Here is a 15,719-nt window from a genome sequence, read left to right on the forward strand (position 1 = left end):
CTGACGATGTGAAAGTGCCATCGTATCAGCGTCAACGGGGAGGCGCACAGTTCGGAATGTGAGTTCGCCAGACAAATCACTAATCAGCAGTTCTCACCTACCCAAGAAGCAGCTCGGTTGCTGGAGCACTTCGGTGCAGAAACACGAATCTTCAACCCGTCAGGATTACCACTGCCTGATGATGCTCCGGATACCCACCCCAGAGTCGCGGAACTACGCGAGCTAATGCAGTGGGTCTGAAGGGCAGGTGTGGTGTTCTCCGGAGCGTCATGGATCGATGAGCGCCGTCTTTAAAGCTCAGATCGACTGGGTGCCATTGGCGATGGGCGCAGTGCGTCCGACCCAAGGTAAAACTCTGGCCGTTATGCAGGTGTGCGGCGGCTCTCAGTCTTTCAACGTGGTGAATCAGTTGCGGGTACTAGGTCGCTGGATGCGCATGGTGACGATCCCCAATCAGTCTTCAGTGCCCAAAGCGTTTACCGAGTTTGACGAGAATGGACGTGTGAAGCCTTCGTCCTACTACGATCGCCTGGTCGACGTGATGGAGGAGCTGATGAAGTTCACCCTGCTATTGCGTGACCGTCAGGACTACTTGGTAGACCGTTACTCGGAACGCAAAGAGTCGGCTGAAGAGCTGTCGAAACGAGTGAATCAGCGCTCCATCTGAAGATAGGTTAGAAAAATATTCAGCAATTCCGTGGTCACCCGAGTTAACGGAGCGCGCCGCCTTAACAATGCCAGCTGCGATCGCGTACTCGCTTGGGTTGATTCTACTCGGCTGCGGCTGGATTAAAATGACATGCCTTCAGACACCTGAATCAGCATTTCTTCGACTAGATGTGTGCCGTGAGATGTAGTGACCATCGCCGATGGGCTTTCTCCCAAAAAACGGGCTTTGGGTTTCGAAAGCCATTGTTTGGCCTTCCCTTTGTCACCGAAGATCACCTCGGCCATGGCGGTAATGTGTCCAAACCGGAACAGGTGGTCACTCTCATGCAACGTTAAAAGCTGATTGGCTGCCAATTTTGTTTTGAGCGCTTTGGGTTGAATTATTCTGTCACGTTCTTCGTCGCTTATGGTTCCATCATCACAAAGCACCTTGATCAGGCTGGCCGAGAAGCCAGCTACAATCATGTCGTGAATGTCCAGATCCGAAGCATTGACGGAGATATGAAGAAGCGCCTCCAGACGCGTGCGGTAAGCATGATAGGCATCATGACGCAGGACGCCAGCAAACATGGGCCGCACTGATGCTGCGTTGTCCATGGGCGTCAGCACTAATGTGCCATCCGCTACCGTTAGCTCCAGGTCGTCCCCAACACCTAACCCCATTTGGTCAAGCAACTCTGGAGGTAGGTCAATGATGATGTCGCCAGTACCGTCCTCAGTATTATGGCACTTGACTATCCAACGCTCGCTCATGATTGTCCGGCCCTCATCCGCGATTAGAGAATGACACACATCATTATGCTCGGGCGCAGAGCTGACCAAAGGAACGTGCACTCCTCCGGTAGACATGCACTGCCGCTGCTCGAACGCCGGATAGCGAGTGCAACAGCAAAAAATGGGGCAATGGCTTTGCCGCCTTTCCACCGTCACATGGTTACGAGCTTGAGCGTGATCTGGCAACTACACAAAAAGGATATGACATGAACCCTGATGAGCTTTATGTTTCCGTCGACGTCGAGACTTCTGGACCTATACCAGGCGAATACAGTCTGCTTTCCATTGGAGCCTGCCTTGTAGATCAACCTGCCACGTCCATCTATCTTGAACTACGACCTGACAGTCCAAAACACGACCCAGAAGCACTGGCAGTATCGGGGCTGAGTCTGGAGAAGCTGGAGCGCGAAGGACTCACTCCGCAACAGGCGATGCTGACATTTGGTGAATGGCTGAAATCATCCTGCCAAACGGGGCAGAAGGTCATTTTCGTAGGACTCAATGCACCGTTTGACTGGTCATTCGTCAACTACTACTTCCACAAATACTTGGAAACCAACCCCTTTGGTTTTACCGCTATCGACATGAAGGCCTACTTCATGGGAGCTGTAGGTTGCAGCTGGCAGGAAACAAAATCATCCAAGATGACCGCTGCCCTGAAGCCACTCAGCGAACCGAACCATAACGCATTGGATGATGCTCGCTTTCAGGCAGAGCTCTTCGCGCTAATGCTGGCGGGTAAGGGTAACCGCTGACATGCCTCCCATGGCACCGACTTGAAGCTTATCTAAGCCAGGTTGCCTCAACATATCTGCCGCCCCTGAACGACCAAGCCTTGATGCCTTCTGGTTTTTCGGACTTGCCAACGATAACGGCTATTGGGTGCGGCAGATCCTGCGTGTAACGCGCAGCAAATCTGGAGAAACTTCCTATATCTGCCGGAGAAATCACCGGAACAGATTGGGGATGCGTATGCCAATAGCCCACCAGACGTAACCCTTGTTCGTTGGCAGCTTGGATCTCCTGACGGCACCGCTCCGCATCCAACTCTAGCCAAGACCAGCCTGACCGATCGGCGCGATGAGGCAACGTGGCCAAGGCCAGCAGCAACCCTTTCGGACTAACCGGGTTGACGAATAACTGTCCCCCTCGCTCCACGCCAAAAAGGACCTGCCGATGACTATCCAAGATGTCCGCGACAGCTTGCGACACCAATAGCTCGGAATCCACCTCCGCCCATCTCCAGCGCCAAGCGATATCCGTCATACCATTTCATCCTTAGGTTCCGGCCATCCGCGCTCGAGTAGGAGTTGCTGCGCCCCCTCTGGCAGTTTGGGCCCATGGTATTGGCCTCCTAGGCTCGGCACATCTTCAGGCCTGTAGATACTGCTGACCCAAGATGCAGTGGCAATGTTGCCGGTCAATGCGCGTAAAGCCGTGTGCGACACCATAGAGGCAATATTGGTCATCCCCAGTGATCCGCCTGGAATAAAGCTCTCCCCACACGCCGGCAGTGGAACCACACCTCCTCCCGGCCACTCTGTAAACTTATGAAGAAAATCGCCGATGTCCGTGAATAAATGACGGCCATCAAAGGTACCGGCTGGTGCGAATAGCGCGTGGCCTACCTGGGTATACGGTTCGCTCCAGGCTTGTAAAAGTCCCCAAGAAACGCCGCTGGATTTGGCTCGCCATACAGTGACCTCCGACTGCCAGTCTGCTGTCGTAATCACCACAAGATCTGCGTTATCGAATACTTCTGGTTTGCTGCTCATAACTACTTCGGCGAAAGTCGAATAAGCGGTGCATTCTGTAGTCGGAAGATCTAACAGAATCTTGTCCCTCAACGCTGAGGCTTTCAGCCTCCCTAGGCTATCCGCTCCCAGAACGTGCCTACCCAGATTGGCTGACACCAGAGTGTCAGGATCGATGAGGGTAAGGTGGCCGACACCGGAGCGTGCCAATTGTATTGCCACCGCACTGCCTAACGAGCCAACGCCAACACAAACGACCCGAGCATTTTCAAGGTGCTTTGCAGTGCCGCTTATATCGCGGGACAGAATGGACGCACGATCAAGCACGTCTAGGGCAGTTGCGCGGACAAGTGCCGGGGGATGTGCATTTGCGATGGCTGGCCGGCGGCGCGCTGTGCGCAAGCCAAACTTTGCCCCCCGCTCTTGCTGTACGCCAAGCGAGCGCACATTGAGGCAATAAGTTGGAGCATCCGTCCCCCCAGGAAGCTCCAGGACAATCCATCGACTCGCCAACGTTCCATGCAGCTCAAACCATGCCAGCAATTGCTCGGCATCGTCTGGTTGAAGGTGTGGCGTGAGCCACAGCAATAAATCTTCTGGGTTCGGAGTGCGGATATCCGGATAAGTCTGAAGCTTGACGTAAAAACCAGGTGTTTCGGCCGCGCGAATGACAGCGGAGCGCCCGACAACCCGTCGGTAATGCCCTTTGAGTGCAGCTATGTTCGATGCTAGCCAAACCGTTTCCTGACCGGATGGCAGAGCCCGGCGCGGATCGCTGAGAGCAAACAACTGCGAGGCAGCCTGAGGTCGATCCAAAAGTAAAAGGTTCTGGTACGACTGTCCGTGCTGAAAAGACCAGTAGGTAGTGATCTCATTCTGAAATTCGATATCGCGCGTTGCCTGACTTGATCCCATCTTGGACAACGAAACGATCTGGGCCAAGCGAGCAAGGCTGTCCTCTACCACGACCTCCGGAGAGCCCATAATGGGGCGTTCCTGAAAGCCATGAAGGCAAAGCCCCGACTTAGTGGCATGCGGCCAAACCAGCCATGGAGAAGGTTCGACGTTCAGCCGCAAGAGCCCACGGGGAAAGTTGGAGGGGAAACCAATACGCAGTCGTCGCTCCTGCCCCGTGTAATCGATGGGCAAGGGGAAGTGAAAGCACGCCGCTTCGTCAGCCCGCATGGGTGCGGGCTGGAGCAATGCATCGGCTGCATCCTGACCTAGGGTATTTCGCAGTGCTGCGATTCCGCGCTGCAATGGCGTCTTAAGAGGATCAGCCAAGGCGTCCAACTGGCTTTACGCTCGACTGAGAGGTTCCGCCACTGCTGGCCCCTCCGAAGAGCGAACCCATCGAAGCAGAGTTTCGAGTAGTGCCATCCGGTCGACCGGGCATCGTCCAATTCGCAGGGATCTCATTGTTCACTGCCGTAATGAATGCCGGTGCAATACCAAAATTCTTTTTCACTGCCTCGGCAAAGGAATCGTTGGATTCAAAACTTTCTAAACCCAATGACACAGATGCACTGGCGTCCGCATGCCACTTGGTAAATGCTTGGCGATAGCCTTGCCCCTCGCCGGGTCGATTCCACTTCTCTGCAAAGTTTTCGCCGTTATCAGCAGGGTTGCAGACAAAGCAATCGCTACCTCTTTGCGCGATGTGCTGCGGCATTCTGCGAACGATTTCCAGAATTGCATCGAGCGGTGCCAGAGGCTTCGACTGGGACTCCTTCACGACATCCAGGTACGCGTGAGTGGCCAGAGTAGTGATAACTGCAGATATGGGCCGAGTATCAGCGCTCCTTGTTTTGATGGCCCATTCATCGCGATGCCGCTTAAGCAGCTTTATGGTCGCACGCAGGGGATCTTGATCGATGTAGTCCTGATAATGCGGCAAAGGATCTTGTGTCGCGGCATCAAGCATTCGCTGGCTTTTGGCAATCACCAAGCTTTCCAAGGAGATTTCCTGGGCGGAAGCGACCTGCAACCAATTCGAGTAAGGAATAGGGCTGCTTGCTTTCCACCCTGTGACCCGATCCGGAACCTCCAGCTTTCCCTCGCCATTTGCTTCGCCATTTCCGTTGATCGCGCGGGCAGGTGTGACATCGATGTGAAAACCTGGATTTTCATCGGCATAAACGATCCGAATACCACGACGTAGTTGCTTAACGTCTTCCTGAACGCGGGAGCCTTCTCTAAAACGCTGTTCAATCGCCTCTAGAACTTCCTTCGCACCAGCGCCTTGAGCGTGAGGGAGCCAGATAATCGCGTCCGCATCAATGGTGTCCAGATCTGCAGGCGCGCCGGGAATTGGCTTGATGGTGGTTTTCAGCCGCATTGAGCCCTGAACGAAGATATGGGCCTCAGCGAGCAACGGATTGTCAGAAGCCGAGAGGATTTTTTCCAGTTGGGAGTAGCGGTCGTTGATTTTTTCGTACTGCGCTTCCGACAGCGAGATTTCCCGCGCGGCGCGAAGCAGAAAATATTCCCAACTGCTGCGCTTGGTCTGTTCGTTGCTCAAAAGCATTTACATAGCCTCCTGGGCCACCGAGCCCAATTGCAGTGTTTGCGTAAACCGATCTTGGTTGTCCTTGTCCCGATCGAAGATCAGGTACGTATGTTGATGCTGCGTTGTGAGCAACGCGCCAAACTCGATAGCCAGTGCCGCAGGGATGGCGGCGAAGACGTGGATAGGATTAGGAGTCAGAGCCTCAAGCTGGCTCAGTCGTATTTGGAGCGCGTCGCGAAAGGCATGAATCACCCTACGGTTCTGTACCATCGCGTAGCTTGGTTCAGGAATCGACAGCTCTGCAATACGTGCACCGGGTAGAGCGTCGATCACGTCGCGAACTGGAACTTGCGCAGAAATGGAGAGCACCAACGCCAGTGGACCATCGCCGTTGGGTGGAGGCGTAAACAGAAAACTGGGCGGCTCAGCAGACTGATCGGGCCAGCGCAAAAGATGCTCGCGGTGAAAAGAGAAGATTAAGCGCTTGGAACGATCGCCGATGCTCTGGCCCAACATCATCAAAGCTGGGATATCGGCCAAGCCTACTACTGCTAGCGCGGGCGAGTCGCCATAGGTGCCGCCGCGACGCTTGAGTTGCTGCTCCAGCTCGTACTGGATGCTGTCTTTGACGTTCTGCCAATAGGCAGCGTCCCTGCCGCGCGGTCCGGGCGCAGGGAACGCAATTTTGATGCCTTGATCGAAGGCGGTTAATCCCTCCGCAGACATCGCAGTCAACAGATCGCGAACGGGAATATCGTTGATCGTCTGGAAATGCTGACTCTGGACAATGAGAGGAATCGCTCTGCCACCATCAGGGGTCGTTGCGGCGATTCGGATGCGCTCTAGGTATGCTTGGTGTAAACCACTCAAATCATTTTCAGGATAACCGTCTGCGTCACGATCAATTTTGTCATGACAGCCTGGGCACAGGAGCATCAGGTTAGCAGTATCGTTCGTGTGCGCCTCAGCATCATGATCCGCGCGTCCCCGAGGCCCCTTGGGACTGGCGGGTAGGATATGCGCCACTTCGCCCCATTTCATTGGCTTGCCGGCACGATAGTCGAACGTTAGATCTGTGCCGCACAGTTCGCAATGACCAGCGGTCTGTGTCCATACGATCCGCTTCGTCTCATCATTCGTGTTAAAGCGCCCACTCGCGGGCTTAGCGTCTTCTGGTTCTGCCATTTCGACCTACCCCCGAGAAACATCCATGATTGAAAACGATGATGGCAAGATAAGATCATATTAAGGTCATTTGCCGCGATTTCAAGAGAGATCTGAGGGTGATTAATGCCGAGTCAGCTTGGCCAGGATGCTTTTTTTGACTCATCGAAACGGAGTGATGGCAGCTTTCGATTTCTTGCAAATGCTGATGGGTTATGGCGCTGGCCAGAAGCGTATTTATCGAAATTAGCGAGTTTATGCAGAAGACATAAACTCGCTAATTTCGATAAATATCTCGCTCAAAAACCAAACGACGTCAATCTCCGGGCGCCCCCCACAAGAACCAGCTAAAGAACCCGATGCGCTATAATCGGTTCTTAAAGCTATCGCTCCAGCCCCTGAGGACGTTTTCGGGGCGGATGGAGCGCAGATGCCCTCAGAAGCTAATCGCAATCGGCGGTCCCTCCCAGTCTCTCGATACGCCGGTAGACTTGAGCAAGGCCTCTGCATCCACGCCTGTTCTCGCCAAGCTTTCCAGATCCCACTCGAAGAAGCTGGAAAAAACCAAGAAAACTTTGCTTGCTACCGCCGAGGTCAATCTTACAGTCGAATAGTTCACCGGCAGCTTCATTCTTATGATTTCAGAGATGCTCCACACCAATGTCCTTAATCGGAAATACCACACTGACTCTTGGTGACGCTTGATCTGGTGATAAGTAAGAGGGAACCTCTGCTTACGCAGATCTAGGCCGTGAGGTAAGGAGTTTGGGAGCAGCGTCTGCAAATTTCTAATGTTCACCCTTTTAGGATCTTTCGCAACGCTATACAACTCATCCACGCCCGCTTCAATAAGGGCTGCATAACCAGCGTCTCTTGAGTCGATAGTCTTCTCAACCTTAACGGCAACCTTCTTAGGCATGCGAAGTTTTGCGATCAGCCATGCATTATCATTTTCCATTAGCCAATGAGTTGGTTTATAGGCTTTTTTCCAGAGGTATTCCACATCAGCCTCGGAGCGCAGTGCCAAAAGCATCTCGATTTTTTGACGGTACTTAATCATTTTACCGGAATGCGCATCTACATTTTTAGAAGGTCGTGGCGAACTCGAAGCACTTAGCAGGATAGACTCCTTCTTCAACGCTCCCTCGAAATTATCAGCACTGGAAAATAAATGAAGCGCGATAATCAAATGTCGCGCTAATGGCATATTAAGCTGACCCTTGTCTGACTTCAGCCTAATCCATTGCTCATGCTTTCCATTATTGTAGGCCGGATCAATTTGCGCTAAATACTCATCGCCATAAGCACTTTGAATACTATCAAAAAGTTTCGCAATGCCCGCATTTTTTCCAAATGCAAATCCACGTTTCTTACATTGCCGCACATAGCAAGAACTTAATACCGCGCTACCTATTGGCGGGATCTTTCGTTGCAAGATATCGTGCGCGAATAGCGCGACCTTCTTCTCCAGATCCGAGCCCTTATGCGTCGTCTTAGCGTTGAGCGGACTCCACCCGCATGCACATGGCTCAGTCAGATTTGGAAGCAGCTTCAATTTTCGATAGAAAGGGTGAGAGCACTTGGGGCAAGCATGGATCAGCGAGTCCCCGTGGCGCCAACAGACTGAAACACCGGGTATATGGTGTGATCGATGCCAGTAGGCAGAACCGCAATCGATCAAATCCTCCTGAACGCAGTTAGGGCAAAGCTTAGCTTTCCCATGGATGGACTCTTCGCGGCGAGGAATTCGTACCACCCCATCAAAAGCGTGCGATCCAGAATGGTCCTCCGGTCCTTGCCTAACACCTAGAAAAGGTCTGTACGCAGGAAACGTCGTGTTGTTACTGATCAGTTCTGCGAGATTGCTCTCCAGCTGCCCTGGTAGCCTGTCGGCGAGCTTCTCAATCTGCTGAGGCACAATGCCACCGATGCTAAATGGCTTAGATGCGAATAAATCACGGTAGGTTTCCGCCGCTGTTCTATTCCCTGACAGGTAGTGATAGCGGGTGACGCGAGAGTGCAGCATTTCATCCGGCATCGATACAGGGAAAAATAGTAGATCAGACATCATTTACCGATTAAAAAAGTAGGGTTAAAAAAAACGCGGATCCAAGATGGAGTATATAGATTACACATTAAATTTTGTACCGGGGTTAGGCTCTCTGAAATGACCACACGATAGGGTGTCACCCTGCTCCGAATTTTGATGGATTATCCAACCGCAATCGTAGCAGTATTCATTGAATCCAAAACACGTATCGATAATCCAGCTCCCGCTAGTTGAACGCGTGAGGAATATACAATCAAGATTATTCTGATCGCTAGATGAAACATACTTCTCATATCGCGACCTACGTAGCTTAATGCCAGCTATTTTTGAGAAGTAAACGGATTTTTGTGGAATGCCCTGTGGCACAAAGAGTTGAATGCGGGGTGTCGAATGGTGATTTATTACCGGCTGGCTCACACGTTAGCCGTATGCTCGCGAGCCTGTAGAGCGAAGAACGCGTCACGGGCTTGCCCTCCGAGAGCAGTTTGCGCCTAGCCCACCGTAAACGCCGTTCGTGAAAGCTTTCAACTGATTCACATACCTTGTCAAGCGCTGCTGCACAGAGAGGAAGCTTGCTGAGCTGCTTTTCGAAGCGAGACAGAACATGAAGTTCTCTCCCAATTCTGGTACGTGACACGCGAACCGGCTTACCTTTAAAACCATATAGTACATCAGCACACTGCCGTACTTCCCCGGCTAGTCTGTTATCGAGAGAAGCGAACATCTCTGAACTATTGATTCGGGGCGCGCGATGGATACTTGGGTTTTTAGTTGATCTCGACAGCCACTGCTTGTCATTTCGATATAGCCAAGCGTACCCCTTGCACGCATGTGCTTTTTGCAAACGGTAATCTGCCTCGAAGACCCTGCGTCTTGCACATAGCTGAATTTGAAATCGAGCCTTCCTCCAAGCATCTTGACCGCCAGGTACGCTGCGGATGCGGCGATAGACGTACGCCAATGAGACGCCTAAAACGGCAGCAATCTTTTTTGCATCAGCTCCCTCAAGGGCATGTTCCCATACAGCGGTCAACGAACAGTCCAGTCCTTCACTCGACGTCTCCGGTATATCGCGCCTAGGTAGCCGCATGTGTGTTTTCGGACCAGACGCCACTTCCCGCTCCAGCGGGCGTTGTTCATGCAGCAACCTCGCCATGTCAACGTCCAGTGCACCGGCTAATAGAATGTATTTGAGCGGATGATGAGAGGTGATTGGTTTACGAAGCAGCTTCGTGACCCATGTGGCGGGTGTATCCCCACCGACGTTCCCGAGTACAGCAAATTCCCAATCTCGAGGCAGTACTGTAAAAAAATTGGACATGTGCTGTGCCAGCAGTTGCAGATATAAACGGTGGTTTCCAGAGGCAAGATTAAGCTGTGTTGCCTTTTGCATAAACGTGTAGCGCATCGTATCTGCCGACAACGCACTGACTTCAGATTCAAGGACCTGAAGCGAGCGCAACGCTATATCGTGGAGCGGCGGCTTGCACACCGACGGGATATCAAGAGGTATCGTGTGTGCTTGGACATGCTCGTCACTCGGCAGTGTGAGTTGTCGAGAGTTGCGGCTGGACCAGCGATGATCAAGGATCCTGAGTGACGTGCCGTGATGCGGACAGACCAGCACGCCCGGAAGCATGTGAACCCTATGCCAGTAAGCGACCCCCCGTTGTACCTGATCTTGGGCAATACACTCTTCGCATAACCGCACTCTAGAGGCGAATTCAATACGGCTCGCGTTGACACCCAGCTTCAGCATCAGGCCTTTGCCATCAGCGGTCATCAACGCACGAGCATGTTCTACCTGGCGCATACTCAAAAATGGCGCGTAGTAGGGTAATAACGTGTGGCGCATAAGAATCTCGGCTACTGATAGCTCGGTACCGCTGGGTAGCGCTTCGACAAAATCCCTAAGATGACTTGGGAAGGCGACATTCTGTGAAAATGCCGCCGCCGATTTCAGGCCGGAGAACGCGGCTCGGATACTACGAACACCGCAAAGACTGGCATAGCGAGAAATCAGGCTGTGCAGCGTTTCGTCTGGAAACGCTGTGGGGAAGAAATGGAGTTTAAGGTGCACTTCATCACCCCCTACTTACTCTTTCTGATAAATCGGCGAGAACTCAAATAGATCCTCGTTAAGCCAGTCCGCAGCTCGCAGTGCATCGAGAGGATTGTCGTGTTCACTTAACGATTTAGCCTCTGAGCTTTCCACTGCAGCAGCAACCGGAGATTGGCGCTCTTTCGCGGGAGATGTATCTGCCGGCTTTTCACGGGAAACAACGCCTCGGAGTAAGGAAAGGCGGTCCGCTCGGGCCAACCCGTCGAAAACCATCATTTCGTTCAGTTGCTCCTCAATCGGCAGCAAATCGTCGAACTGCCGCATGCGCTTCGGATCTCGGCTACGCAGAGCCGAAAGGGCTGGCTTGAGAATCTGCATTTTTGAGTTGCTGACCTTCACCAAAGTCTCGGCAGTCAAACACTCGGAGCCACTCTGAACCGCGTATCGCTGACTCAATACCAGCAGCTTGACCAAGAAATCTGTGACGCCTTGGGTGTGCTCATACAGTGTGTCTAAAATTTCGTCGGTCAGCTCAGCGGTCTGCTTGCACCACTGATAGCTCCAAAGATTTTCGACCAACAACCGCCACTCCTCATCATCTTTCTCGAAGCGTTTGAATTCGAGCGTACCGGCTCCACAGACTCGGCGGGCCGTACGCATCACTTCTGAGAACAGGCTAATCATCGAGTTCGTGCCACTGAAAACGACCGGAATACCGATGTTGTTAACCAAGTGCAGAAAAAAATTCAGCATGCTCTCCTTACCACCAGTTTTCGCCAGGTGGAGGTTTTGCAGCTCGTCGATCAACAAGGCGCCGATGAAAAATGTACTCGCCACCTGCTCCATCTGTTGCAGCGCATCATTGATGTTTCGGTGCCTGTAGCGCTTGTGGTAGTCCTTGTCCCCTAGAGCATCCCCAACCGCATAAAAAAACTGCTGGCAAAACCCAGCCAGTGATCCATCCCGAGGGCAGTCAAGCTTCAGCCAAGTAATTTGGGTATGAACAAACTGCCTCCCCTCATAGCGCTCATGACGGATTGTCTGTGGATAAAGGCTCAAAATGGCGTGAAGTGCCGTCGACTTCCCAATGCCGCTCAGGCCGACGACGGTAAATGTCTCTGCGGTGGATTTGAACGCATCGTGGTAACGCTGAGCACCGGATAAAGAATGCAAATGCCGGACGGTAGCGGGCGACATCGGGTTGCGCCCAACATACCCTCGACGGATGAGCAGCGAGAAGAGAGCCTCCAGTTCCAAGTGCAACAGAAACGGCTGTACCACTGTTCTCAAACGGTCGATACAGTGAATTCGAGTGGCTCCTTCGAGGCTCAGCTCTTTCGGATCCACCGGCTGAGGAAAATTCGAGATCAGCTCTATAGCCGTCGCCTCCGAGAGTATTGGAGGCAAAGCTTCAATTAGCGGATTTCCGGCATACTCACGAATATCCTGTTTGACGTAATTGGCAAACGTCTGTGCACCTTTCATTGTGCCTGTCCTGGCCGTATTCTTTTGAGCAAATCGATAACCTGCGCGGTGCGCTCGCCGGCATATGAGTCACGCGCTGTCGATGTCGATTCAGATTGTCGAGAAGCTGGCTCAGCCCTGACACCTGCTGGTACAACCGCATTTTCACGCTCACGGAGCCGTTCTTCGGCGCGGTTTTCGCGGATGTTTCCTGTGGCCTCGGCCTTGGTGGAAGGAGCAGGCTCCAGCTCTCTTTCAGAAAGGGCATTGGTGATGATCTGATGGACTTGATCGCTAAGTTGCACACGGCTTTCCAGCTCAGCTCGTCGGTGAGTTGGTGGTTTCTGGCGATAGGCTTCGAGCAGGTCAAAAATTTCGTCCGAGCGGTAGTTCGCGTAACTGGCATCCGATTGTCGAAGATCACAACGGATAAACTGCTTGGCATCACCCTGGATCCAAATGTGCGCAGCAGAGTTCGGATCGAACCAACACTCTATTGACCAGACTCCCCCTTTGCGAGCTTTGGCAAACCAATTTTTCTCTACGGCCATATCACACACGTAGTGCATTCCGCGAAACATCACTCCACCCTTTTGAACGGTCGCGCGCTCTCGGGGCAGGAGGTGGAGGTAAACCATCTCGTCGGGGCGTTTGTTAGATTCGACCAGATCGTTCTCGCAAGCCCAACTCCATATTCCGTTGGGTGTGGGTTCAACGCCGTCATTCATCATTGCCTGCGTCAGCCGGTCAGGCTGACGATGATGCCGGTTATAGTGGAGCACGCAGTTGATGAGGATCTGTGTGAATTCTTTAAGCGTGAGGGTGGCATCGAGCCGGTAGTCTCGCTCGCCTCGCTCTTTATCACGCGCAGCTACCCCGCCAGGTAGCCATCTAATGCCCGTCAGATCATTCAAAATGCCAAACCGACTCTCTACCATAGGCTTCCAATCCGGCCGATATGGCGGGGCAGTGCCCATCTCAATCCCCAAGCCTGACGAAAGCCCTTCTGCTGCAAGTGAGAGCATCTCGCCCCTGTCGGCATAAATCTGGTGGGGCAAGTGGTGACAATCCCAGTCATCTGCGTTGATTTCAACGCCGTTCTGCGCGCAAAACGCGACCTTTGAAGTAAACGCGTTGAATAGCGCCTGCCTCGCCCCATTCCAACTGGGGCCTTCCAACCCCACATAGAGACCAACGATCATTCCGGAAAAGCTATCCACTACGATATAAACTATAGGGCGGCCTATGAGCATCCTTCTAGAGTAGCTGTTGACCAAATAAATATCGGCAATAGTTGCGTCGATTTCAAACTGGTGACATGGTCCACGCAGCCAATCGCGAACAGTACCTGAAAGCGGGCGGCAGTCTTTCAGCCACCTCCTCAAACCTTTACGGCCACGCTCAGTTTCTATTTCGTCAAAAAAGATTTGGCCCCAATATCTAAACTGCCTCAAGCTGGGTATTTCTGAACTCGGAAGCAAATGAAGCTCTTCTTCGCTGTTTTTCGAGATATCTCGAACCGAGTAGAATCTTCTCAACATTTCGTCATATGCGCTCGAAATAGAAGATTTTTTATCTTTCACATAAAGCGCATACCCAACACGAATACACTTTTTATCAACAGCGCTAAGCATCTTGGAAGACGGTGTAAGAACGCCTTGAAATTTAGGCTTTCGACCTGGAGGCTTACTCGGATCATATTTTCTATCGGAAACACCTACCGCTGAATAATTATTGAGCAAGGAGTTTCGGATTTGACCATAAATCCAATAACGGTAAAGAAGCCGATAAATCTTCTTCCGCTGAATCCCCAAGTCTGAAGCTCTTTTGCTAACCAACGGGCCAAATTCCCCCCGTGCGAATATTCGCCCTGGGTAGTCAGGATCTAGCAGAGGGGCAATGATGGCCCATTTTTCGTCTCGGCCCAGCTTGGCTGCCTCGTCCAACTGATCCTCAAGCACAAGCATGAACTCGGGTGTGGCGATGGTCACTGGTTTCGTATCACCACCCGATACCGATCGATGCAGCTCTTCAAGACTAATAGCGTATGGCTGCCTGGGAGGATCAGCTAGGTCAATCACAACAGCCAGGTCATGCATTTCATCAAGGTAAATGAGCCTAACGATCGTACCGATAACTGACGAATCGGTAACAGGCTCAAAAACGTCATTTACGAAAAAATTCATGACATTTTCTCCTTCATCGAAATATCGATAGAGTTCTGGATAACTTCGAAGTCAGGAACTAGCCCAGTAAGATGTAGAGGAGAGCTAACCAAGTCGATTTTCAGTACCTTATTCCAAACCAGATGGAAGAATATTGCTTGGGCGTCGATATAGGAGATGGACAGAAGGGATGCAATTTTTCTTAAACAGGTGGCCAAAGTCCACGGATATTCGCGGCTGTTTGCCAAGCAATCAATAAAATTAGAATGCAGCGATACTTTCATTAAATCACGAGGGAGTTTTGAGTATTTTCTGATTAGCCCAAGGTTTTTAATTAGATCTCGTGTGAAAAACTCGTCTGTGACGATTTTCCAATCGACACCTTGACTCTGCCAAAAGCGCTTTTCAATCTCAAGTTTTTCAAGCGTGCGTTTACTTCCTTTGTCTACTAAATCAGAACGATACTTCACAGTTCTAGCTACCGACTTGAAATTTCCATTCTGGTCCTTAACAGTTAGTAGAAAGTCGGTCGTCATCACATAAGGCAGCGTTGTTCTAGGGTACCGGGGGAAGCGTACGTTTATAGACGTTGCTATTGCTTGCGCCCGCTCTGAGGGGAGCAATGGGTATTGTTCACGAATATCCACGACGTCTTCTGAAAATTCACACACAAGGAAGTAAGAACGCTCGAGATCTGACAGCAAGTGATGGATCCTGTCGATCTTGACGCCTTGAATCTTGTGCGAACGACCGATCGAAGGAACGTCCTGTACCCGCAGCCAAGGCACGTAGCTCGCCCCGGCGCCTCCGCCAAATCCATTTGCAATGTGCCGATCAATGTCCTGCTGTGATGCAAACTTACGACCTCGCAACCCACGCCTCCTCAGTCGATGTGGACCGCTTCAACTCCTGCCGAGAAAAAGTCGTAGAAGAACATGACCACCGTAGCGACCGTATTTAAAGCATTTCTAGACTACACCCGCTGAAAACTGAAGCGATGAATCCAGACCAAAGGAAAGCCTGGAAAGAAGAAACCCCCGTAGATACGGGGGTTTCAGCCTTGTGTCAATCTATGTTTCCGCGTTTCAAACTATATTGATTAGTGTCA

Annotated in this window: 11 protein-coding genes and 1 pseudogene; 2 read left to right on the forward strand and 10 right to left on the reverse strand. The window is 51.9% G+C overall.

Annotated elements, in window-relative coordinates; translation table 11 throughout:
• Window positions 1–105: 105 nt before the first annotated feature.
• A pseudogene (gene arsH / locus BLW22_RS29875) lies at window positions 106–667 on the forward strand (arsenical resistance protein ArsH); the annotation flags it as partial.
• Window positions 668–789: 122 nt separating this feature from the next.
• Here the strand turns inward: arsH and BLW22_RS29880 are convergent.
• Complete coding sequence (locus BLW22_RS29880) at window positions 790–1,422, reverse strand: antitoxin Xre/MbcA/ParS toxin-binding domain-containing protein (RefSeq protein ID WP_235865616.1); 633 nt, start codon at window positions 1,420–1,422, stop codon at window positions 790–792.
• A gap of 227 nt (window positions 1,423–1,649) precedes the next feature.
• On the opposite strand from BLW22_RS29880, the gene BLW22_RS29885 reads away from it, so the two are divergent.
• Entirely contained in the window at window positions 1,650–2,198 is a 549-nt protein-coding gene (locus BLW22_RS29885) for a 3'-5' exonuclease (RefSeq protein ID WP_010565120.1), read from the forward strand.
• A 28-nt stretch (window positions 2,199–2,226) separates the two neighbouring features.
• Here BLW22_RS29885 and BLW22_RS29890 read toward each other — a convergent pair whose 3' ends face one another.
• The 9 genes from BLW22_RS29890 to BLW22_RS29930 form a co-directional block, all read right to left on the reverse strand.
• Window positions 2,227–2,709, reverse strand: coding sequence for a Mov34/MPN/PAD-1 family protein (locus BLW22_RS29890; protein ID WP_074848051.1), 483 nt, complete (start codon window positions 2,707–2,709; stop codon window positions 2,227–2,229).
• Window positions 2,706–4,490, reverse strand: coding sequence for a ThiF family adenylyltransferase (locus BLW22_RS29895; RefSeq protein ID WP_074848054.1), 1,785 nt, complete (start codon window positions 4,488–4,490; stop codon window positions 2,706–2,708). The genes BLW22_RS29890 and BLW22_RS29895 overlap by 4 nt, the downstream gene beginning before the upstream one ends.
• Window positions 4,474–5,724: a nucleotidyltransferase domain-containing protein gene (locus BLW22_RS29900; RefSeq protein WP_074848056.1), complete on the reverse strand. Its 1,251-nt coding sequence runs from the start codon at window positions 5,722–5,724 to the stop codon at window positions 4,474–4,476. The genes BLW22_RS29895 and BLW22_RS29900 overlap by 17 nt, the downstream gene beginning before the upstream one ends.
• Window positions 5,725–6,891, reverse strand: a complete 1,167-nt coding sequence (locus tag BLW22_RS29905) for an SAVED domain-containing protein (RefSeq protein ID WP_074848058.1) — start codon at window positions 6,889–6,891, stop codon at window positions 5,725–5,727.
• A 415-nt stretch (window positions 6,892–7,306) separates the two neighbouring features.
• A complete protein-coding gene (locus tag BLW22_RS29910) occupies window positions 7,307–8,938 on the reverse strand; it encodes a TniQ family protein (protein ID WP_235865618.1) in 1,632 nt (543 codons plus the stop codon).
• A gap of 292 nt (window positions 8,939–9,230) precedes the next feature.
• On the reverse strand, window positions 9,231–11,000 hold the full coding sequence (locus BLW22_RS29915; protein WP_235865619.1) for a TnsD family Tn7-like transposition protein: 1,770 nt from the start codon (window positions 10,998–11,000) through the stop codon (window positions 9,231–9,233).
• Between the two features lie 15 nt (window positions 11,001–11,015).
• On the reverse strand, window positions 11,016–12,467 hold the full coding sequence (locus BLW22_RS29920; protein ID WP_074848062.1) for an ATP-binding protein: 1,452 nt from the start codon (window positions 12,465–12,467) through the stop codon (window positions 11,016–11,018).
• The gene (locus BLW22_RS29925; RefSeq protein ID WP_074848064.1) at window positions 12,464–14,632 is read right to left on the reverse strand and encodes a Mu transposase C-terminal domain-containing protein; all 2,169 of its coding nucleotides are present in this window, start codon (window positions 14,630–14,632) and stop codon (window positions 12,464–12,466) included. The genes BLW22_RS29920 and BLW22_RS29925 overlap by 4 nt, the downstream gene beginning before the upstream one ends.
• Window positions 14,629–15,483: a TnsA endonuclease N-terminal domain-containing protein gene (locus BLW22_RS29930; RefSeq protein ID WP_074848066.1), complete on the reverse strand. Its 855-nt coding sequence runs from the start codon at window positions 15,481–15,483 to the stop codon at window positions 14,629–14,631. Before BLW22_RS29930 ends, BLW22_RS29925 begins: the two co-directional genes overlap by 4 nt.
• Window positions 15,484–15,719: the final 236 nt, after the last annotated feature.

It is taken from the genome of Pseudomonas marginalis, assembly GCF_900105325.1.
GTDB lineage: Bacteria > Pseudomonadota > Gammaproteobacteria > Pseudomonadales > Pseudomonadaceae > Aquipseudomonas > Aquipseudomonas marginalis.